This window comes from Streptomyces sp. NPDC107550, assembly GCF_055639095.1.
Genome location: NZ_JBVKBC010000022.1, coordinates 70593 through 91037, shown reverse-complemented (window position 1 = coordinate 91037; position 20445 = coordinate 70593). Strand labels below are relative to the sequence as shown.

Annotated in this window: 17 protein-coding genes; 8 read left to right on the top strand and 9 right to left on the bottom strand. The window is 71.7% G+C overall.

The genetic code is table 11. From position 1 onward, the window contains the following. Positions 1 to 124: 124 nt before the first annotated feature. A complete protein-coding gene (locus ACZ7LY_RS25210) occupies positions 125 to 3457 on the bottom strand; it encodes an ALF repeat-containing protein (protein WP_471626963.1) in 3333 nt (1110 codons plus the stop codon). A gap of 655 nt (positions 3458 to 4112) precedes the next feature. On the opposite strand from ACZ7LY_RS25210, the gene ACZ7LY_RS25205 reads away from it, so the two are divergent. From ACZ7LY_RS25205 to ACZ7LY_RS25190, 4 genes are all read left to right on the top strand, one after another. Next, on the top strand, positions 4113 to 4478 hold the full coding sequence (locus ACZ7LY_RS25205) for a hypothetical protein (RefSeq protein WP_471626962.1): 366 nt from the start codon (positions 4113 to 4115) through the stop codon (positions 4476 to 4478). A gap of 97 nt (positions 4479 to 4575) precedes the next feature. Beyond that, positions 4576 to 5592, top strand: coding sequence for a S1 family peptidase (locus ACZ7LY_RS25200; protein WP_471626961.1), 1017 nt, complete (start codon positions 4576 to 4578; stop codon positions 5590 to 5592). Further along, entirely contained in the window at positions 5547 to 6107 is a 561-nt protein-coding gene (locus ACZ7LY_RS25195) for an FG-GAP repeat domain-containing protein (RefSeq protein WP_471626960.1), read from the top strand. The genes ACZ7LY_RS25200 and ACZ7LY_RS25195 overlap by 46 nt, the downstream gene beginning before the upstream one ends. 286 nt (positions 6108 to 6393) lie before the next feature. Further along, positions 6394 to 7566, top strand: a complete 1173-nt coding sequence (locus tag ACZ7LY_RS25190; protein ID WP_471626959.1) for a hypothetical protein — start codon at positions 6394 to 6396, stop codon at positions 7564 to 7566. A gap of 73 nt (positions 7567 to 7639) precedes the next feature. Here ACZ7LY_RS25190 and ssuE read toward each other — a convergent pair whose 3' ends face one another. The 3 genes from ssuE to ACZ7LY_RS25175 form a co-directional block, all read right to left on the bottom strand. Beyond that, a complete protein-coding gene (ssuE, locus tag ACZ7LY_RS25185) occupies positions 7640 to 8194 on the bottom strand; it encodes an NADPH-dependent FMN reductase (RefSeq protein WP_471626958.1) in 555 nt (184 codons plus the stop codon). Positions 8195 to 8427: 233 nt separating this feature from the next. After that, positions 8428 to 8514 carry a putative leader peptide gene (locus ACZ7LY_RS25180; RefSeq protein ID WP_471626982.1) on the bottom strand — a complete coding sequence of 29 codons (87 nt, stop codon included), beginning with the start codon at positions 8512 to 8514 and terminating at the stop codon, positions 8428 to 8430. Between the two features lie 83 nt (positions 8515 to 8597). Beyond that, on the bottom strand, positions 8598 to 9218 hold the full coding sequence (locus tag ACZ7LY_RS25175) for a YigZ family protein (protein WP_471626957.1): 621 nt from the start codon (positions 9216 to 9218) through the stop codon (positions 8598 to 8600). 114 nt (positions 9219 to 9332) lie between these two features. Between ACZ7LY_RS25175 and ACZ7LY_RS25170 the strand changes: the two genes are divergently transcribed. Continuing rightward, positions 9333 to 11306 (top strand): APC family permease, encoded by a 1974-nt coding sequence (locus tag ACZ7LY_RS25170; protein ID WP_471626956.1) that lies wholly within the window; start codon positions 9333 to 9335, stop codon positions 11304 to 11306. Positions 11307 to 11763: 457 nt separating this feature from the next. Then, positions 11764 to 12171 (top strand): CoA-binding protein, encoded by a 408-nt coding sequence (locus ACZ7LY_RS25165; protein WP_471626981.1) that lies wholly within the window; start codon positions 11764 to 11766, stop codon positions 12169 to 12171. A gap of 30 nt (positions 12172 to 12201) precedes the next feature. Here ACZ7LY_RS25165 and ACZ7LY_RS25160 read toward each other — a convergent pair whose 3' ends face one another. Further along, positions 12202 to 13035: an NAD(P)-dependent oxidoreductase gene (locus tag ACZ7LY_RS25160; protein WP_471626980.1), complete on the bottom strand. Its 834-nt coding sequence runs from the start codon at positions 13033 to 13035 to the stop codon at positions 12202 to 12204. Between the two features lie 284 nt (positions 13036 to 13319). Further along, positions 13320 to 13892 (bottom strand): helix-turn-helix domain-containing protein, encoded by a 573-nt coding sequence (locus ACZ7LY_RS25155; RefSeq protein WP_471626979.1) that lies wholly within the window; start codon positions 13890 to 13892, stop codon positions 13320 to 13322. A 93-nt stretch (positions 13893 to 13985) separates the two neighbouring features. Between ACZ7LY_RS25155 and ACZ7LY_RS25150 the strand changes: the two genes are divergently transcribed. Then, positions 13986 to 14852, top strand: coding sequence for an EamA family transporter (locus ACZ7LY_RS25150; RefSeq protein WP_471626955.1), 867 nt, complete (start codon positions 13986 to 13988; stop codon positions 14850 to 14852). A gap of 164 nt (positions 14853 to 15016) precedes the next feature. Here ACZ7LY_RS25150 and ACZ7LY_RS25145 read toward each other — a convergent pair whose 3' ends face one another. Both ACZ7LY_RS25145 and ACZ7LY_RS25140 read right to left on the bottom strand, forming a co-directional pair. Continuing rightward, entirely contained in the window at positions 15017 to 16369 is a 1353-nt protein-coding gene (locus ACZ7LY_RS25145; RefSeq protein ID WP_471626954.1) for an MFS transporter, read from the bottom strand. A 150-nt stretch (positions 16370 to 16519) separates the two neighbouring features. Then, positions 16520 to 17134 carry a LysE/ArgO family amino acid transporter gene (locus ACZ7LY_RS25140; protein WP_471626953.1) on the bottom strand — a complete coding sequence of 205 codons (615 nt, stop codon included), beginning with the start codon at positions 17132 to 17134 and terminating at the stop codon, positions 16520 to 16522. Positions 17135 to 17203: 69 nt separating this feature from the next. Between ACZ7LY_RS25140 and ACZ7LY_RS25135 the strand changes: the two genes are divergently transcribed. Next, entirely contained in the window at positions 17204 to 18106 is a 903-nt protein-coding gene (locus tag ACZ7LY_RS25135) for a LysR family transcriptional regulator ArgP (RefSeq protein ID WP_471626978.1), read from the top strand. Between the two features lie 80 nt (positions 18107 to 18186). Here the strand turns inward: ACZ7LY_RS25135 and glgB are convergent, their stop codons facing one another. After that, entirely contained in the window at positions 18187 to 20442 is a 2256-nt protein-coding gene (gene glgB, locus ACZ7LY_RS25130) for a 1,4-alpha-glucan branching enzyme (RefSeq protein WP_471626952.1), read from the bottom strand. Between the last annotated feature and the right edge of the window lie 3 nt (positions 20443 to 20445).

Genomic DNA, 20445 nt, shown 5'->3' with positions numbered 1-20445 from the left:
TGGACAACGAAAGATAGAAGGCTAGGAATGCCCCCAACGTGATCGCATCGATGGCCCACCATACGATGATTGAGAAGTGCGGCGGAGTCGGCATTACGCTGATCGATTCCCTTATATGCGCTTGCTAGGAGAACAGGGATACGAGTGATGAGGCGGCTCCTTGCACCCCCTGTACGACATTCTTGGTGACTCCACCGATCGCGCCGCCAATCTTGTTGACGTTGTCGATCTCTCGTCCGATAGCGCCGCCGACACCTGAAAGGATGCCCGCTAGCGCAAGCCCGCCCAGGGCACTCATGAACTCATCGCTGTTCCAGCCGTACTCCATCACGGTCAGGACTGCTCCGACGCCGGCGGCTCCCCAGGATATGGCGGTTGCGATAGGAACCGCGATGGGAGAAATCGGCGTGAAGGCCAGGAAGACTCCGGCGAGTCCGGCCCAACCGCTGATCTGGTTGGAGAGGTCGATCCAGTCCTTGAGGCTGCCGTCGCCGCCGGACCCGGACCCCGGCTTGTTCACCTTGTCGTTGTCGGGGGTGTCGGCGGGGTTGCGGCCTGCGGCGGCGTCCTGGCGTGCTTGTTCTGCTGCCTTGGCCGCGGCGGCGGCTTGTTCTGCGCGGTATTTGGTCAGGTAGGCGTCGTGTGCTTCGCGTGCGGCGGCATTGGCTGCGGCTGCATCCCGGCCTGCGGCGAGGGCGTCGCGGCGGGCGCGCTCGGCGGCCTGGGCGGCGCTGGATGCGGCGCTGGCGGCCTTGCCGGCGGAGGCGGCTGCTTGGTTGGCGTAGTAGTTGGCCTGCCGGCCGGCGCGACGTGCGGTGGCGGCGGCGGTGTTGGCCTTCTTCGCCGATTCCTTGGCCCGGTTCGCGGATTCTTGGGCGCTGTTGGCGTCTTTGAGGGCGTTCTTGGCGTGTTCCTTGGCCGCTTCGGCCGACTTACTGGCGTGGCGGGCCCACTTGGCGGCCTCGGCCGCGGCGCCGCGGGCTTCGGCGGCGACCTTGGCAGCCAGGGCGGCGTTCTCCTGCGCGGATTCGGCCGCCTTGGCAGCCTGCGCGATGAGGGCACGCACCGCGAGAACGTGGGCTTGGGTGTCCTCATCCAGGAGGTTGGCCTTGTAGCCGACTCGTGCGACGAAGGAGTGGGTCATCCACACCGGCCCGTTCAGGGCGGCCTGGGCCGTGGCCTGGTAGTTGGGGCCGGGGTTCTTGGCCAGGGCCGCCAGGATGGCGACACGATCGTCTTCGGCCTGGGCGGTGGCGTAGCCGGTGATCAGGAAGTCGTACAGGGCTTTGGCGCTGCCGTCGTTGAGCGCGGCGTTGGCCGCCTCGGTGACGGCCTTTCCTGCACCGTTCAGGATTTTGAGGGTGTGGATACGGAAGTCTTCGATCTGGGCTTCGTAGGCGCCGGTGGTCAAGAACGCCGAGACCTTGTTCGGGTCGTTGGTGTCCAGGACTTTCTGGGCGGCCTCGGCGAGGGCGACGCGGCCGGAGTCGGCAAGGGCAACGAGCTTGTCCCGCTCGTCGAGCTGGGCGGCCTTGAGGCGTTCGGTCTTGAGCCAGAGCAGGACATTCGCATCGTCTCCGGCGAGGGCGTCGGTGGCGGCCTGCCCCGTCCAGATCCCTGTGCCCCGCAGCAGGTTGAGCGCGGCCTGGCGACCCAGTGCCGCCTTCTTCGCAGGGTCAGTTTCGTCGTCGGCCTGTTCCAATAGTTTCCGGGTCGCCTCGTCGAGGGCGGCCTGCTGGGTCTGGGCCTCCTGCGCTTTCTTACGGGCCTGAGTGTCCTCGTCCTTGAGGATGGCGGCTTCCTGCTTGGCCTGTTCGGCACTGGCTTGCAGTTCCGAGGCTTCGCTCTCCCGGGCGAGCTTCTCGATGTCCTGAGCCTTCTTGACCGCGTCGGTCGCATTGTCAGCAGCCTCGATCGCGGCATTGGCGTGCTTGGTCGCCAACGCCGCGAAGTCGGCCGCTTCCCCGGCGTGGTCGGCGGCGTCCTCGGCGTAGTCGGCGGCCTTCTCCGCGTGTGCGGCGGCGCTGTTGGCGGCATCCCTCGCCTGGCGGGCCGCAGTGGCGGCCTTACCCGCGAGGGAGTTAGCGCGGGCCGCGGCCCTGGTGGAGACGTCGGCGGCGCGCTGGGCGCGAGCGGCGGCCTCGCGGGCCTTCTTGGCCTGAGCCGCCGATACCCCGGCCTGAGTGGCGGCGTTCGCGGCAGCCGAGGCTGCCGCGGCGGCATCGCGGCCTGCGGCGGCTGCGGCGTTGGAGGACCGGCCGGCTTCGGCGCTCGCGTCGGCGGCATGGTTGGCGGCGGCTGCCGCGGTGCGCGCGCCCTTGGCGGCATCGCGTGCGGCTTCGGCGGCACGACGGGCGTTGGCCGCCTGTCCGGCGTTCGCCGCGGCCGACGTGGCAGCACGGTTGGCCGTTGCCGCAGCCCGGCCCGCGGCAGCGGCAGCGGACGCGGCCGCCGACGCGGCGCGCGCTGCCGTACGCGCCGCCGACACCGCAGCCCCCGATGCCTGGATCGCGGTGCGGGCGGCGGAGGCGGCACCGTTGGCAGCGTCGGAGGCACGGCCGGCGGCGGCACTGGCCTGGGCCGCATCCCCCTTGGCGGCCTTGGTCTCCTGTGCGGCCTTCTGGGCTGCCGCCTTGGCCTTGGCAGCCGCGTCCTTGGCCTGCTGGGAGGCTTCCTTGGCCGCGTCCGTCTCGGCCTTGGCCCGCTTGGACTCCTTCTCGGCCAGGTCGGCGAGTTGGGCGATGGAGAGCATTTCCTCATCGCGCGCGCGGGCAATGTGCTGCCCGGTCTCCAGGAACCAGGACAGGTCAGCAGCCGTGCCCGACAGGGCCCGCTGCGCGGCTTCCTTCAGCCGCGGGCCGGCGGTGGACATCATCTTCAGGATCTCGACCCGGTCGTCCTCCGTGCGGGCCGCGAACTGGCCCTTGTACAGGAAGTCTTCCAGCGCCTTCGCCGAGCTGTCATCCAGCGCCTTCTGCCCGGCGCGCTTCACTCCGGTGCCGCCCGCGTGCATGATCGTCAGAACGGCGACGCAACGGTCCTCATTCAAGGGCGCCTGGAAACCCTTAGTGACGAAGGCGTGCAGGCCGGCCTTGTCGGAGGAGAGTGCCTTCTGCGCGGCGTTGTACACGCCCTTGCCCGCCATCGGCAACATGGTCAGCACGGCGATGCGCTCGTCTTCGGCCCGCAGCGGCATCAGGCGCTCGTCAAGGAAGTCCTTGACGTCCTGATCGGACCCGAGCAGAGCCCGCCCGGCAGCCTCCTTGGTCGCCGAACCACCCGACAAATACGCCTCCAGCGCCCTACCGCGATGAGTGTCCGGCAGTATCGGCCCGTCGTCCTCCTTCCCGGCTGCGTAGGCGCTGCGCGTGGTGATCAGTGAGCCCACCGCGACGGCCGCGGTGCTGGCAAATGCCGCCCGGATAAAGGCCCGCCGATTGAACTGGTTCGTACTCACTGACACCGTCGCCTTCACGATCGACCAATGCCTCACATCGCTAACAGCTTCCACAGGGCGGCACCGCAGGCTCGCACGGATACCGTCTAATGGAAACGTAAGAGCCATCCGCCTTCCCGTAATTCTCGGTGTCAGGCAACCAACTGGGCGATCTGAGACTGCACTTACGGGCAGTCAAACGAGACCAACGCCGGGAACGTAAGTGCGGGATGCCCCGAACGGGTGGGACGAATGTCCCGAACGGAAAGGCCGAAGGTCCCGGCCCGAACTCCGGGTCAACCACTCTGAAGGCAGGTCGACTTCGTCTCCTCCGTATGCAAATGATAAGAAGGTATCCACTTCGCACAGCTCGGCGTGGATAGCCCCCGAGGAGGCTGGTCCGAAAATGAACAGACTTCGAGTTGGTTTAGCGTCAGCGTCGGCCGCGCTAGCGCTACTTGCCTCGGCAGTGCCGGCCGCTGACGCTGATCCCTCGGCGCAGATCGCACCGACACCAGGTGCCACCGCGTCCGCCGCGCCCGAGGCGGAACCCAACACTCCGTCGCCACGCGCCACGCCGTCCACCACCCCCTCGGCACGTAAGACCGCCCCCGCAGCCGCATCGCCGCGCGAGAAGCGGACCAGCACACCCACCCCGTCGACAGAGTCCGCAGCGGTGGAGGACTTCAACTACCCGAACGCCGCCAGGATTCTCGAAGAGAAGGGAATCCTCCTCAAGCGAGGCGACGGGCACATCGCCCTGGCCGAGTGCGGCAGCCAGGACGGACTGCTACAAGTGTGGAAGCGAGCAAAGGACGAGCCGTACTGCTTCCGCTTCACCGGCAACTCCGGCTTCGTGACTCTGGAAATGGAGTCCGTGTACGCGGTGGTGGGCAACAAGTACAAGACCGCGGTCGACATGGAAGTCGACGGTGAAGAGAAGTCCTTCGACATCAAGAAGGACGAGTGGACCCCCGTCGGCGAAACCGCCGACCCCAAGGGCCGGGAGCACCTCCTCGTCGAGATCCGCCACACCAAGTAGCCCCGATGAGGCTCGTTCACCCGGGGGATCGCCGTGAGCACATCCTCGACTGATCCTCACGCCTTCCCCGCTCCGCTCAAGGAAGTGAAGACCCGACATGCCCTCCCCCTCTGTTCGCGCCCGGTGGGCCAGTGCCGCAGGGCTGCTCGCTGGTGCACTCGCCGCCAGCCTGATCACCGCCGCCCCGGCCGGTGCCATGGTCGGCGACAAGGCCACCGACAGCGCGTACAACGCGATGGCCCAGCTGCACATCGGGAACACGGACCGTGCATGTTCCGGGGTTCTGGTGGCCCCGCAGTGGGTGCTGACCGCCAGGAGCTGCTTCTCCGATGGCAAGGGCGAGCCGGCCGCCGGGACACCCAAGCACAAGACCACGGTCACCGTCGGCCGCACCGACCTCACCGCGAGCGGCGGCAGCACCCAGAATGCGACCTGGCTCATACCACGCCCAGACCGGGATCTGGCCCTGGTCAAGCTCGACCATCGCGTCAGGGGAGTGACGCCACTGCGCGTGTCCACCGCTGCGCCCAAGACGGGTGAGCAGATGCGCGCGCTCGGGTTCGGTCGTACCGCCGACACCTGGGTCCCCGACCAGCTCCACCAGGCCACTTTCACCACCGACGGCGTCGCGGTCACGAGTCTGCATCTGAACGGCTCCGACAAGGCCGCCGTCTGCCGGGGAGACGCGGGCGGCCCCCTGCTCCGGCCTACCGGCGACGGCTACGAAGTGACGTCCATCAACTCCACGTCCTGGCAGGGCGGATGCCTGGGCACTGACGAGACGGAGACCCGGACCGGCGCTACCAGCAGCCGCGTCGACGACATCGCCGACTGGGTACTGCAGGGCACCGCTGTGCCGGGAGACATGACGGGGGACGGGAAACCGGACTTGCTGGCCATCGACGACAAGGGCCAGCTCTGGCTGTACCCGGACAGGGAAACGGCAAGCTCGGCACCCGCAAGCTCATTGGTACCCGAGGCTGGGGCGACGCGTCCATCGCGCACCGCGGCGACCTCACCGGCAACGGACACGAGGACGTCGTCGCCCGCGTCGGCACCGAACTGCGGGTGTACCCGAACAAGGGCGACGGCACTCTCGGCCCCAAGATCGTGATCCGCACCGGCCTGCCCGCCGACGCACAGGTGGTGGCGATGGGCGACATGAACGGCGACCGAGTCCCCGACCTCACCATCCGCCAGGGCGGCACGCTTTACGCCTACGCCGGTGACCCCGTCAAGCGTCCCTTCCTGAAGAACCCGATCCGGGTCGGCACGGGCTGGTCCGCCTACACCGTGTCCGCGCTCAACGACGCCAACGCGGACGGCGTCCCCGACCTCTTGGCCCGCCGCACCAGCAGTGGGCAGTTGTTCTTCTACCCCGGCCGGACCAGCGGCACGTTCGGCACCCGAAGCGTCTTCGGCACCAGCGGTTGGACCACCTCCAACCGTCCCCTGGTCACCTGTGCGGCCGATGCCGCCGGCACCGGCAATCCCAGCCTGTGGGCCACCACCGGCAAGGGCGAACTCCTCTTCTATGCAGGCAAGAAGGAGGCCGACGGCAGGCCGACGAACGGCTCGTCCACCGTCATCGGCTCCGGCGGCTGGCAGTACATCCGCGCCATCAGCTGACGAGCCCGCCCCGGACGCCGCGCCCGGGCACCGCCACCCCGCTCGATGGGCGCGCGCCAAGAGCCGAACAGAAGGGTCAAAAGTCAGGGATTCCAAGGGCTTTGACTGTAAAGACGGGAACATGCGCTCACTGACGTGCAGGGAACTGTGAGGGCGGGCAACTCATCGGGAGCGACCATTGACTGTCGGAAGGACCTCCGGACCCGGCACCTCGGCCGGAGCGGGCGCCTCGTCTCGCACAGCCCGCCACGTCTCACGGCACCGGCTCCTGCGAGCGCTACCGCTGGTGGCAGCCGCTGTATTCATCGCGCTGCATACGTTCGGCTATCCGGCGACCCGGTTCTCCAACGATTCCTATCGCTACGCGCGTGAGGCGTACGAATTCCTCGGAGACTCGCCCAAAGAGGCTCAGAAGAAGGCGGTAGCCGCCTACTGCGCCGACACCGCCAAACTCGTACACCGCAACCGGATGCTGGATCAGATGAAGTTCCGCGACCCCGGTCGCCATGCGGAATACCGGCGCGCCTGTGAAACCAAGTACGCGAACGGGCTCGTCCCCACGGACGCGAAGTACGAGCGCATCTTCCACACGCGTCCCGCCTACCCGCTGATAGCCGCCCCCTTCGTAGCCTTGCTCGGCGCCAAGGCCGGCCTCACCCTGGTAGCCCTTGCCTTCACCACCGCGGCCGGTTGCTTCGTGTTCCTCTTGCTGCGCGCCCTGCGCGCCCCACCTCTGGCCGCCGCCCTCGGCCAAGTCCTCTTCTACGTCACCCCCGTGGCCAAGTGGGGCGGCAGGCCCTTGTCCGAGGGCCCCATGCTGGCTCTGATGACGGCGATGCTCCTCGCCTGCGTCTGGCTGTTGCAGAACCGCCTCATCCACGGCACGCTGCTCTTCTCCGCGGCCTTCGCCCTGGGACTCGGTGTCAAGTACTCCAGCTTCCTGATCGCCGCACCGGCCCTCGCCCTCGCCGCCTGTACAGCCTTGATCTTCATCAAGTGCGCTCGGACCCTCGGCACCTGGCTGCTCGCTGGGCTGTCGGTGACAGCCACCATCGTCGCGCTCATCCTCAGCAGAGTGTTCAGCCTGCCCGGCCTGACCGACTCGTTGCAGGACACCTTCACCCTGCACTGGACCTACCCCGCGGTCAGCGATCCCTGGCGTTCGCTGCTCGATTTGAACATCAACTACTGGTGGCAGTGGCTCCAGCAGGAAGCTCTCGCCCCGCTGTTGCTGACCCTGGTCGCCTTCGGCGCGTGGGGTCTGTGGACACGCTCGGTCCCCCTTGCGCTGTGTGTGGTGGTCATGGGGCTGACGGGCTTCGCGACCATGGCCGCGCACCCGCTCGCGATCGAGGAAGACCGGTTGTATGTCCAGATATGGCTCATAGTGGTGATCGGTCTGCCCCTGGCGCTTGAACACCTCTGGCGACGAGGAGCAACACCAAGGGCTGTCCCGTAAGTGATCTTCGAGGCGCTGTGGATGCGTAAGCGCCGTCGATGACGACCTGACACTTCCAGCCGTGCCAGCGGCGCTACGCGGCGGCCAGGCGGGGGGTGGGCGGGAGGGTCTCGCGGAAGCGGGTGATCACCGGGGCGAGCGCGAGCCCCGTCTCCTCGGCGAGCGTGACGCTCCCGTCACCGCCCACCGCGATGTGCCGGTCGAGGACGAACCAGCCCTGCGCGACATCCGCCCCGAGCGAGGTCAGCACCGGCCGCAACGCGTAATCGACGGCAAGGACATGCGCGGGCGAGCCCCCGGTGGCCAGCGGCAGCACGCTCTTGCCGCGCAGCGCGTACTGCGGCAGCAGATCGAGGAACGTCTTGAGGACTCCGGAGTACGCGGCCTTGTAGACGGGGCTGGCGACGATCAGGGCGTCCGCGCGGGCGACGAGCCCGGTGGCGTCCGCGACGGCGGGGTGGCGGGTGTCGGCGCCGAGGAGCGCGTCGGCGGGCAGGTCGCGCACGTCGACGTGGCGCACGTCGTGCCCATGGGCGGCGATCCCGTCACCGACGTGACGGACGAGGCGTGCGGTACGGGAGGTGCCAGGGGCGGAGGCGCTGCCGGCGAGGGCGAGAACGAGGGCCACGGGTGCGTCCTTTGCGGTGGGCGCCGCGCGCGCTGGGAGCGGGCGGCGGCAGGCTCGCGCCCGGCACGGGCGGCGGGCGGGACGTGCCGTTCGCCGGGTGCCGGTGCGCTGGGGCTGAGGAAGGGTCGGACCGCGCCTGCGGCGCACGAGGACGGGCCCGTACGGGCGTCAGGTGCCGGGCGCGGGAGCACACAGGGCGCACGGGCCGGCGGGGGCTCGCGGCGCGCGGGGGCTCAGCGGGTGCGGGGACAGACGGCGCTGGACACGCGCGCGAGGTCGACGTGACGTCGCCGCGTGAGGTCCTGCCGCTGTGCGTGCATGCCCCGATTCAAGCAGCCTCCCCCGCCCCGCGTCGAGACCCACCCGGGCTTCGGGCGCCGCCCTCTTCCCGCGCCAGGGGGCTCTACCCGTATGCCTCGCCGCCGAGTTCGAGTCCGGCCGTGCCCGCGCTGACGTCGGCGAGCCAGCCGCGGAACCGCTCGATGTCGCTCTCCGGCAGCCCGATCTCGATCGTGACGTCCTCCGCGTACCGCACCTCGCGCACCTCGCGGCCGGTCGAGCGCAGGTCGTTCTCCATCTTGCCGGCGCGGGCGTGGTCGACGGTCACCGTGGCGATCCGGAAGCGGCGGCGGGTGACCGTGCCGAGGGCGTCGACCGCCTCGCCCACGGCACCTCCGTAGGCCCGGATGAGGCCGCCGGCGCCGAGTTTGACGCCTCCGTAGTAGCGGGTGACGACGGCGACGACGTAGCGCATCTCGCGGCGCGTGAGCATCTGGAGCATGGGGACGCCCGCGGTGCCGCCCGGTTCGCCGTCGTCAGACGCCTTCTGGACGGAGGCGTCGGCGCCGATGACGTACGCGTAGCAATTGTGGGTGGCGGTGGGGTGCTGGGCCCGTACGCGCGCGATGAAGTCCTGGGCCTGTGCCTCGGTCGCGGCGGGTGCGAGCGCGCACAGGAACCGGGAGCGGTTGATCTCTGTCTCGTGCACGCCCTCGTGGGCCACCGTGCGGTACTCGTCCTGCATCGGTCCAGCGTATGCGCAGGTGGTGTCGGGCTCGCCCCCGGTCGAGGCACAGGTGACGATGTACTGGATACTCGCTCGTCGTCCCCCGGCACCGACCGACAGGAACAGCGCGCCATGACCGGCACCCAGGCCGAGCCCCCGGCCGCCAGCACGACCCCGCCCTCCCACGGGTGGCGGTCGTGGCTGCTGGAGGGGCTGAGCGAGCAGACGGCCCGTCACCAGGGCCCGCACGGGCATGTGCCCGAGGAGCACAAGGGCCACCGGTGGTGGCGCGTGATGTGTCTGACCGGCGTCGACTACTTCTCGACGCTCGGCTATCAGCCCGGTATCGCGGCGCTCGCCGCCGGGCTGCTCTCGCCGCTGGCGACGCTGGTGCTGATCGCGCTCACGCTGCTGGGCGCGCTGCCGGTGTACCGGCGGGTGGCGAAGGAGTCGCCGCACGGCGAGGGTTCGATCGCCATGCTGGAGCGGCTGCTGCCCTGGTGGGCGGGGAAGCTGTTCGTGCTGGTGCTGCTCGGGTTCGCGGCCACCGACTTCTTGATCACGATGACGTTGTCGGCGGCGGACGCGGCGGCGCACGTCGTGGAGAACCCGTTCGCGCCGGCCGCGCTGTCCGGCGCGAACACGTACATCACGCTGGCGCTGCTCGCGGCGCTCGGCGCGGTCTTCCTGAAGGGGTTCCGGGAGGCGATCCGGGTCGCCGTCGTCCTGGTCGGCGCGTATCTGCTGCTGAACGTGGTGGTCCTGGTGACGGCCGCCGTGCACGTGTTCGACGAGCCGGTGCGGATCGGGAACTGGTGGCACGCCATGACCGCCCAGCACTCGTCACCGTTCGTGATGATCGGCGTGGCGCTGCTCGTCTTCCCGAAGCTGGCGCTCGGCATGTCGGGCTTCGAGACGGGCGTGGCGGTGATGCCGCAGGTGCGGGGCGCGGCCTCGGACACGTACGCGGAGCCGAGGGGCCGCATCCGGGACACGCGCAAGCTCCTGACGACGGCCGCGCTGATCATGAGCGGCTTCCTGCTGCTTTCGAGCCTCGCCACGACGATCCTGATCCCGCAGCGCGAGTTCGAGGCCGGCGGGTCGGCGAACGGGCGCGCGCTGGCGTTCCTCGCGCACACCTATCTCGGCGAGGGCTTCGGCACGGTGTACGACCTGTCGACCATCGCCATCCTGTGGTTCGCCGGGGCGTCGGCGATGGCCGGGCTGCTGAACCTCGTACCGCGCTACCTGCCGCGCTACGGCATGGCGCCGGAGTGGACGCGGGCGGTGCGGCCGCTGGTGCTGGTGTTCATGGCGGCGGCCGTGACGATCACGCTGTGGTTCAACGCGAACGTGGACGACCAGTCGGGCGCGTACGCGACGGGCGTACTGGTGCTGATGCTGTCGGCGTCGTTCGCGTCCACGGTCGCGGTGCACCGGCGCGGGCGCCGGGCGGCGACGGCCGGGTTCGGGGCGATCACGGCGGTGTTCGCGTACACGCTCGTCACCAACGTGGTGGAGCGGCCCGACGGCATCAAGATCGCCCTGATCTTCATCGTGGCGATCCTGGTCTCGTCGTTCGCCTCGCGCGTGCACCGGGCGTTCGAGCTGCGCGCGGGCGCGGTGACGTACGACGATGCCGCGCTGCGGCTGGTCGAGGAGGCGGCGGCGCACGGACCGCTGCGGATCATCGCCAACGAGCCGCAGGAGCACACGACCGCCGAGTACCGCCGCAAGGAGGAGTCCCAGCGCGAGGACACGCCGATCCCCGAGGACGGGCCGGTGCTCTTCCTTGAGGTGTTCGTGCGGGACTCCTCGGACTTCACGGAGGATCTGCTCGTGCACGGGGACGAGAAGCACGGGGTGCGGCGGCTGCGGGTGCGGGGGCCGGGGGTGCCGAACACGGTGGCGGCGGTGCTGATGGATCTGCGTGACCGTACGGGGGAGGTGCCGCATGCGTACTTCACCTGGACGGAGGGGCATCCGGTCAGTCATCTGCTGCGGTTTCTCGTGTTCGGGGACGGGGAGGTGGCGCCGGTCACTCGGGAGGTTCTGCGGCGGGCCGAGGGGGTGCCTGGGCGGCGGCCGCGGGTGCATGTGGGGTGACGGTTCCCTCCGGGGGGGGGCGGGTTCTTGGTGTGCGGCCTGTTGAACTCCCTCGGGCAGTTCTCCTTCCCCCGCGCGGGTGGGTGGCTCTGCCGGGGGGTCCTCGACTCGCGTCGTGGCTGGTCGCGCAGTTCCCCGCGCCCCTGGAGGGGCGACTGCGTCGCACCCTCCCCCCTGGGGGCAGCGGGAGGGGCGACTGCGTCGCCGCCTCCATCGGGGGAAGCAGGGGCGAAGCCCCGCTTCCAGGGGCGCGGGGAACTGCGCGACCGGCCCCCACCGGGCCGCAGGTGACCACGCGCGCGTAGTGCCCCGACAGGGGCGCGGGGAACTGCGCGGCCAGCCACCACCCGCTCGCAGACGCCCACGCACGAGCGTGACCCGCCGCCCGGAGGGAATCCCGGGGCGGTGCCACCCGTTGTGCCGGCAAGAGAGATACCGCATGAGCGAGGGAGCGACGATGTACGGCGACACGGAGACCGTCCGCAGGATCCTGACCGGCAGCGGCGACACCTGGGCGGTGGTGGGCCTGTCGTCCAACAGGTCCCGCGCCGCGTACGGAGTGGCGGAGGTACTGCAACGCTTCGGCAAGCGCATCGTCCCGGTGCACCCGAAGGCGGAGACGGTCCACGGCGAACAGGGCTACCCCTCGCTGGAGGCGATCCCGTTCCCGGTGGACGTGGTCGATGTGTTCGTGAACAGCGACCTCGCGGGCGAGGTCGCCGACCAGGCCGTGGCCGTCGGCGCGAAGGCGGTCTGGTTCCAGCTCGGCGTCGTCGACGAGGCGGCGTCCGCGCGCACGCGCGAGGCGGGCCTGGAGATGGTCATGGACCGCTGCCCCGCCATCGAGATCCCCCGCCTGGGCTGACCAGGGCCGGGGCCGGTCCCCCGCCCGGGGTTACTCGAAGGACGCGAAGTAGGCCGCCGCCATGTCCTCGTCACCGTGCCCGAGTTCGGAGGCGCGGATGAGGCGCGCGGCGCTGGCCTCGGCGACGTCGAGGCGGACGCCGGCGGTGCGGGCCGCGTCCAGGATGAGACGGGCGTCCTTCGCGGCGGTGTCGACGGCGAACTGCGGCGGGGTGAGCCGGTCGTCGAGGACCTTGTCGGCCTTGAGCCGCAGGTAGGGCATGTCGAGGCCGCCGCCCGCGATGGCGTCGAAGAACTGCCGGGGGTCGACGCCGAGCCCCTTGGACAGCGCGAGGACCTCCCCGGCGGCGCTGGTGGCGGCCAGCACCCAGCTGTTGGCGACGAGCTTGAGCCGCGTGGCGCCCGCCTGCGCCGCCTCCTCCCCCGCCCACACCGTGCGGGAGCCGACGGCCTCCAGGACGGGGGCGACGGTGTCGCGGTGGGCGCTCGGCCCGGCGATCAGCACGAGGAGCTGGCCGGCCTCGGCGGGTTCGCGGGTGCCGAGGACGGGCGCGTCGAAGAGGACCAGGCCGTGCGCGGCGGCGAACTCGGCGAGGTCTTTGACGGAGGTCAGCCCGGCGGTCGTCGACTGGAGCCAGGCGGTGCCCGGGCGCAGCCCCTCGGCGGCCTGCCGCATGACGTCCAGGACGGCGGGCCCGTCGTGGAGCATGGTGAGGACGATGTCGGCGCCGGCGACGGCGCGGGCCGGGCTGTCGGCGATCTCGACGCCGTCCGCGGCGAGCGGTTCGGCCTTGGCGCGGCTGCGGTTCCAGGCGCGTACGGGCAGGCCGGCGCGGGCGATGTTGCGGGCCATGGCGGCGCCCATGATGCCGGTGCCGAGGACGGCGACGGTCGGCTTGGCGGTGGAGGTCAAGACGTCACGCTCCTTGTCGGGGTGCGGCGCGCCCGGCGCGGGCCGGCGGGCCGCCGGTCGGCGTTCCACCGGCGATCTTGCCACTCCGCCGCCGGACGGGCCGTCAGGCGGTGCCGAGGCCGTCGAGGACGACCGCGCCCGGCAGTTCGGCGAGGGCCTTGCCGTGGTCGAAGGAGCCGATGGGTGCGCGCATGGCGGCACGCTGACGGCCGCCCGCAGCACGGGCGGTGGGCGTCTCAGCGTACGAACGGCACGGACACGGCCATCACGAGGGCGCAGGGGACGGGCCCGTCGTTGCGGTACTCGTGGGCGGTGTCGGCCTCGAAGGTGACGCTGGCTCCGGCGGGGACCTCGTGGGCGGTGCCGTCGACGACGAGGGTGAGGGTGCCGTCGAGGACGTGCAGGAGTTCGACGGTGCCCTGCGGGTGGGCGTCGGATGCGTGGCCCTCGCCGGGCTGGAGCAGCCAGTCCCACATCTCCAGCGGGCCGGGCGCCTCGGTGCCGGCGAGGAGGCGGTGGTAGCTGCCGGCGTCGGTGGACCACAGGCGTACGGCCTGGTCGGCGGGGACGATGCGGACCTTGGGGCCCTGCTCGTAGTCGAGGAGGGTCGTGATGCTGACGCCGAGGGCGTCGCCGATCTTCACGACGGTGCCGATGCTGGGGTTGGTGCGGGCCTGCTCGATCTGGATGAGCATGCCGCGGCTGACGCCGGCCCGGGCGGCGAGCGTGTCGAGCGTGAAGCCGCGCTCGGTACGCCAGTGCTTGACGTTGCGCGCGAGCGACTGGGTCAGGAGATCGAGGTCCGGCACATTCCGTCCAATATTTTGGATGACAGCATTCACTTCACTGAACTACGGTGTGGTGCACCCCACCGTCCACCGCACTGTACTGCGAGGCCCCGCATGACAGCACTGTTCGCCCTCGCCACGAGTCTGCTGTGGGGGCTCGCCGACTTCGGCGGCGGTCTGCTGACCCGGCGGACGCCCGCGCTCACCGTCGTCGTGGTCTCCCAGTCCCTCGCGGCGCTCGTGCTGGGCGCGATCGTGGTGGCGACGGGCGGCTGGAGCGAGGCCGGGCCGCGGCTGTGGTACGCGGTGGCGGCCGGTCTGGTCGGCCCGGTCGCCATGCTGGCGTTCTACAAGGCGCTGGCGCTCGGCCCGATGGGCGTGGTCTCGCCGCTCGGCTCGCTCGGGGTGGTCGTCCCCGTCGGCGTCGGGCTCGTGCTCGGGGAGCGCCCCGGGTGGCTGCAGGGCGTGGGCGTCGCGGTGGCGGTGGCGGGCGTCGTCCTCGCGGGCGGGCCGCAGTTGCGGGGTGCTCCGGTGCAGCGGCGGGCGGTGCTGCTGACGCTGCTGGCCGCGTTCGGGTTCGGCGCGGTGATGACGCTGATCGCGTCGGCGTCGACCACGCTGACGGGCCTGTTCCTCGCGCTGTTCGTGCAGCGCGTGACGAACGTGGCGGCGGGCGGCGCGGCCCTGTACGTCTCCGCGCGGCGCGGCGGCGCGGTCCTGCCCGAGAGCGGCGGCCTGGACGCGATCCGGGCGGCGCTGCCCGCGCTGGCGTTCGTGGGTCTCGCGGACGTCGCCGCCAACGGTACGTACGCGGTGGCCGCGCAGCACGGCCCGGTGACCGTCGCGGCCGTCCTCGCCTCGCTGTACCCGGTGGTCACGGCCCTGGCCGCGCGCGGCGTCCTCCATGAGCGGTTGCGCGGCATCCAGGCGGCGGGCGCGGGCCTCGCCCTGGTCGGCACGGTCCTGCTGGCCTCGGGCTGACCGCCCGCACGCCCCGAAGCCTGACCCTCCCGTACGCCCCGGCCTCGGGCCGCCCCTCCCGTACCTCTTGTACGTAACCGCCCGCACCGCCCCTCCCCCGGCTCGCCGCGTCCCGGGCACCGGCGTCCGGCCGTCGCACGTGCGGCTTCGGAACGGGGCCGGTCTCAGATCGCGTACCGGCGCAGCGCGGGTACCGCGAGGGCGAGGCCCAGCATCGCCGTGATCACCAGCAGGCCCCCGCCGGCGACCGCCGTCCGCGCGCCGAACGCCGACCCCGCGGTGCCGTGCAGGACGTCCGCGAGGCGGGGGCCGCCCGCGACGACGACCGTGAAGACGCCCTGCATCCGGCCCCGCATCTCGTCGGTGGCCGCCGACAGCAGGATCGCCCCGCGGAACACCATGGAGACCATGTCCGCGACCCCGGCGAGGGCGAGGAAGACGACGGCGAGCCACAGGTTGCCGCTCAGCCCGAACCCGGTGATCGCCGCGCCCCACGCCACGACCGCGCCGATGACCATCCACCCGTGCCGCCGCGCCCGCGAGAACGTACCGGAGAACAGCCCGCCCGCGACCGCGCCCACCGGGATCGCCGCGAACAGCAGGCCGAGGGCGAGCCCTTCGCCCCACGGCGCGTACGTCTCGGCGGCGAGCTGCGGGAACAGGGCGCGGGGCATGCCGAGGACCATGGCGATGATGTCGGCGAGGAAGGACAGCAGCAGCACCTTGTGCGCGGCGATGTAGCGGAAACCGGCGGCTATCTCGCGCACTCCGGCCCGGCGTTTGAGGGCCTCGCCTAGCGGCGGCAGGGCGGGGAGCCGGTGGACGGCCCAGACGGTGACGCACAGGGCGAGCGCGTCGATGAGGTACAGCTCGGGCAGGCCGATGACGGGGATGAGGACGCCCGCGAGCAGCGGTCCGACGACCTGCCCGGTCTGCATGACGGTCGAGCCGAGGGCGTTGGCGGCGGCCAGTTGGCCCTCGGGCACGAGCCGGGCGATGGAGGCGTTGCGGGCCGGGGCGTTGAGCCCCCAGAACGCCTGCTGCACGGCGAGCAGCACCATGAGCACGACCACCGAGCCGAGCCCGCCGACGGCCTGGAGCCAGAACAGGACCGAGGTCACGGCGATGCCGGTGTTGGTGATGAGCAGGAGCTTGCGGCGGTCCATGGTGTCGGCGACGGCCCCGCCCCACAGCGCGAACACGACGAGCGGAAGGAGTCCGGCGAGGCTCGCCGCGCCGACCCAGGCCGAGGAGTGCGTGAGGTCGTAGATCTGCTTGGGCACGGCGACGGCGGTGAGCTGGCTGCCGACCGCGGTGACGATGGTCGACGACCACAGGCGGCGGTAGGCGGGCACGCGCAGCGGCCGGGTGTCCATGGCGAAGCGGCGCCAGCCACGCCGGCCGGCCCGCCCCTCGTCACGGTCCGGAGCGGCGGGCTCGGGCTGGGGCGCGGGCGAAGGTCCGGGCTCGGGCTCCGTGGAGGGTTCCGCGCCGGTGCTGCTCTTGCTGGTGTCCACTGTCGTCTGTCGTCCTGGTCCGCTGGCCTGTTCGGTTCCGCCCCGGGCCGGCCCGTACGTGACTGACTGGCCGCTACATCTATCGGTGCGCGGTTCACTATCGCAGGACCACCGGACCGGGCGGAACGGGCGTCTCACTCCCCGGCGACCTCACTCCCCAGCCACCAGCAGCACCCCCATCGTGAGCATCGTCGCGGCGACCAGCCCGTCGAGCACCCGCCAGGCCGCGGGCCGCGCCAGGAACCGGCCGAGCAGCCGCGCCCCGAAGCCGAGCGCGACGAACCAGCAGAGGCTGGCCAGGACCGCCCCGAGCCCGAACGTCCAGCGCAGCGCCCCCTGCCCGGCCGCGACCGACCCGAGCAGGAACACGGTGTCGAGATAGACGTGCGGGTTGAGCCAGGTCATCGCCAGACAGGTCAGCACCGCCCGCCGCCGCGACCCGGCCCCCTCCCCCGCCGCCTCCAGCGCCCCCGCCGGGCGCAGGACGCGCCGCGCCGCGAGCAGCCCGTACGTGATGAGGCACGCGCCGCCGATCCAGCCGACGGCCGTCAGCGCCCCCGGCCAGGCGACGACGACGGCCCCGACGCCGCCGACCCCGAGGGCGATGAGCACGGCGTCGGACAGGGCGCAGATGCCGACCACGGCGAGCACGGCGTCACGGCGGACGCCCTGGCGCAGCACGAAGGCGTTCTGCGCGCCGATGGCGACGATGAGCGAGAGTCCGGTGCCGAAACCGGCCGCGGCGGCGGTGAGCGAGGGTGACATGACCCCGACGCTACGAAGTGGATCACCGCGCGTACAGCTAAAGATTCTTACGTAGCATTAGCCGCCGTGATGATTCCCGAGCTTCCGGTCGATCAAGTGCGCACGCTGCTCGCGGTGGTCGACGCGGGCACGTTCGACGCGGCGGCGGCCGCGCTGCGTCTGACGCCCTCGGCGGTGAGCCAGCGCGTCAAGGCACTGGAGCAGCGCACCGGGCGCGTCCTGCTCGTGCGGTCGAAGCCGGTGCGGCCCACGGAGTCCGGCGCGGTGGTGGTCCGCTACGCCCGGCAGCTCGCCCGTCTGGAGCGGGACGCGCGGGCCGAACTCGGCATGGCCGCCGACGAGGGCCCGGTCGGCGTCTCCGTCGCGGTGAACGCGGACTCGCTGGCGACCTGGTTCCTCGGCGCGCTGACGCGGCTGCCGCCCGGGGGCCCGCCGGTCGCGTTCGACCTGCACCGCGAGGACGAGACGCGTACGGCGGCGCTGCTGCGGGAGGGCCGGGTGATGGCGGCGGTGACCTCGTCGCCGGACGCGGTGGCGGGGTGTTCGGTGCGGCTCCTGGGGCGGATGCGGTATCTGGCCGCGGCGAGCCCGGAGTTCACCGCCCGCCACCTCGACGGGCCGCTCGGCCCCTGTCTGGCGGCGGCGCCGGTGCTGACCTTCGACCGGAGCGACGACCTCCAGGACGCTTTCGTCAGGCGGCTGCGCGGCGGGCGGGGCGGTGCGGGCCCGGTGCGGCACGCGGTGCCCAGTTCGGAGGGGTTCGCGGAGTCGGTCGCGGCGGGCCTGGGCTGGGGCATGGTGCCCGAGGCGCAGGCCGGGCCGCTGCTGCGCGCCGGGCGCCTGACGTTGCTGGCGCCGGACGAACCGATGGACGTGCCGCTGTACTGGCAGCAGTGGAAGCTGGACTCCCCCGCGCTCGCCTCGGTCGCCGGGGCGGTCCTTGCGGCGGCGGCCGGGGCGCTGCGCGGGTGAGCGGGGCGGGTGAGCCGGGCCGGTGAGCGGCGCGGGTGAGCCGGGCGGGTGAGCGGCACGGGCCCGTGCGCCGGGGCTCCTCAGCCGCCGCTCGCGGGGGTCAGCCAGAGCGCCGCCAGCGGGGGCAGCGTCACCGTCAGGGAGGCGGGCTGCCCCTGGTGGGCGACGGCCTCCTCGCGCAACGGCCCCGGGTTGAGGACGCCGCTGCCGCCGTACGTACCGGCGTCGGTGTTGAGGATCTCCGTCCAGGCGCCGGACGCGGTGGCGGGGACGCCGAGGCGGGTGCCGGGGCGGACGACGGGCGAGAAGTTGAAGACGCCCAGGAGGGGGCTGCCGTCGGCGGCGCGGCGCAGGAACGCGAGGACGTTGTCGTCGGCGTCGTCAGCGGCCGTCCACGTGAACCCGGCGGGGTCGGTGTCCCGTTCCCACAGGGCGGGCGTGGAGCGGTAGATCCGGTTCAGGTCGGCGACGAGCCGCCGTACGCCGAGGTGGTCCTCGCGGGCGGGCCACTGGTCGGCCAGCACCTCCCACTGCGGCCCGTGCTCCTCGGACCACTCGGCGCCCTGCGCGAACTCCTGGCCCATGAACAGGAGTTGCTTGCCGGGGTGGGCCCACATGAAGGCCAGGTAGGCGCGGTGGTCGGCCCGCTGCTGCCACCAGTCGCCGGGCATCTTGGAGACGAGCGCCTGCTTGCCGTGGACGACCTCGTCGTGCGAGATGGGCAGCACGTAGTTCTCGCTGTAGGCGTACACCATGGAGAACGTCATCTCGTTGTGGTGGTACTTGCGGTGCACGGGCTCGTGGCTCATGTAGGCGAGCGAGTCGTGCATCCAGCCCATGTTCCACTTCAGGCCGAAGCCGAGCCCGCCCAGGCCGTCCGGGCCCACCTCGTGGGTCGGCCGGGTCACACCGTTCCAGGCCGTGGACTCCTCGGCGATGGTGACGACGCCCGGCACGCGCCGGTAGAGGGTGGCGTTCATCTCCTGGAGGAAGGCGACCGCGTCCAGGTCCTCGCGCCCGCCGAAGCGGTTGGGTGTCCACTGGCCGTCCTCGCGCGAGTAGTCGAGGTAGAGCATGGAGGCGACCGCGTCGACGCGCAGGCCGTCGATGTGGAACTCCTCGCACCAGTACACGGCGTTGGCGACCAGGAAGTTGCGTACCTCGCGGCGGCCGTAGTCGAACTCCAGGGTGCCCCAGTCCGGGTGCGCCGCCCGTCGCGGGTCCCCGTGCTCGTACAGGGGTTGCCCGTCGAACTGGGCGAGCGCCCACTCGTCGCGCGGGAAGTGCGCCGGCACCCAGTCCATCAGCACGCCGATCCCCGCCCGGTGCAGCGCGTCGACCAAGTACTTGAAGTCGTCCGGGGTGCCGAGCCGCGCGGTCGGCGCGTAGAAGCCGGTGACCTGATAGCCCCACGAGCCGCCGAAGGGATGCTCCGCGACCGGCATCAACTCCACATGCGTGAAACCCAGTTCGGAGACATAAGCGGGAAGCTCCTCCGCGAGCCGGCGGTACGTCAGGCCCGGTCGCCAGGAAGCCAGATGGACCTCGTACACGGAGAACGGCGCCTCGTGCACCGGGCGTTCGGTGCGGCGGGCCAGCCACTCCTCGTCCTGCCAGACGTGCCGGCTGACGTGCACGACGGAGGCGGTCGCCGGGGGCTTCTCCGTGTGGCGGGCCATCGGGTCGGCATGCTGGCGGCGCGATCCGTCGGGGCCGAGCAGCTCGTACTTGTACAGCTCGCCCTCCCCGACGCCGGGCACGAACAGCTCCCAGACGCCGGAGGCGCCCAGGGAGCGCATCGGGGTCGCGGTGCCGTCCCAGTAGGTGGAGGCGCTGACCAGGCGGACCCCGCGCGCGTTGGGCGCCCACACCGTGAACCGGGTGCCGGACACGCCCTGGTGCTCCATGACGTGCGCGCCGAGCGCGGTCCACAGCTCCTCGTGGCGGCCCTCGCCGATCAGATGCAGGTCCGTCTCGCCGAGCGCGGGCAGGAAGCGGTACGGGTCGTCCTGCTCGACCGGGGCGCCGGGCGCCTCGGGGTAGGCGACGCGCAGCCGGTAGGGGGTGGCGGGCGGCACGGGCAGCCGGCCGGCGAACAGGCCGTCGCCGGTGTGCGCGAGCTCCCACTCCGCGCCGTCGACCAGCGCCGTCACCGCGACCGCGCCGGGCCGCAGACACCGTACGACCGTGCCGCCGGGCGCCGGATGGGCGCCGAGGACGGCGTGCGGGTCGTGGTGCGTGCCGGAGAGCAGGCGGGCCCGCGTGTCCGCGTCGATGTCCGGGGCGGCTGCGCTCCGGGTGCGCGGGGTGGTGGCCGGGTCGGCACTGACACTCATGAG

Excerpts from the sequence above, each read along its gene's own strand:
- ACZ7LY_RS25200 (WP_471626961.1), top strand. The coding sequence starts at position 4,576 with ATGCCCTCCCCCTCTGTTCGCGCCCGGTGGGCCAGTGCCGCAGGGCTG.
- ACZ7LY_RS25180 (WP_471626982.1), bottom strand. The coding sequence starts at position 8,514 with ATGCACGCACAGCGGCAGGACCTCACGCGGCGACGTCACGTCGACCTC.
- ACZ7LY_RS25175 (WP_471626957.1), bottom strand. The coding sequence starts at position 9,218 with ATGCAGGACGAGTACCGCACGGTGGCCCACGAGGGCGTGCACGAGACA.
- ACZ7LY_RS25170 (WP_471626956.1), top strand. The coding sequence starts at position 9,333 with ATGACCGGCACCCAGGCCGAGCCCCCGGCCGCCAGCACGACCCCGCCC.
- ACZ7LY_RS25165 (WP_471626981.1), top strand. The coding sequence starts at position 11,764 with ATGTACGGCGACACGGAGACCGTCCGCAGGATCCTGACCGGCAGCGGC.
- ACZ7LY_RS25160 (WP_471626980.1), bottom strand. The coding sequence starts at position 13,035 with ATGGGCGCCGCCATGGCCCGCAACATCGCCCGCGCCGGCCTGCCCGTA.
- ACZ7LY_RS25150 (WP_471626955.1), top strand. The coding sequence starts at position 13,986 with ATGACAGCACTGTTCGCCCTCGCCACGAGTCTGCTGTGGGGGCTCGCC.
- ACZ7LY_RS25140 (WP_471626953.1), bottom strand. The coding sequence starts at position 17,134 with ATGTCACCCTCGCTCACCGCCGCCGCGGCCGGTTTCGGCACCGGACTC.
- ACZ7LY_RS25135 (WP_471626978.1), top strand. The coding sequence starts at position 17,204 with ATGATTCCCGAGCTTCCGGTCGATCAAGTGCGCACGCTGCTCGCGGTG.
- glgB (WP_471626952.1), bottom strand. The coding sequence starts at position 20,442 with ATGAGTGTCAGTGCCGACCCGGCCACCACCCCGCGCACCCGGAGCGCA.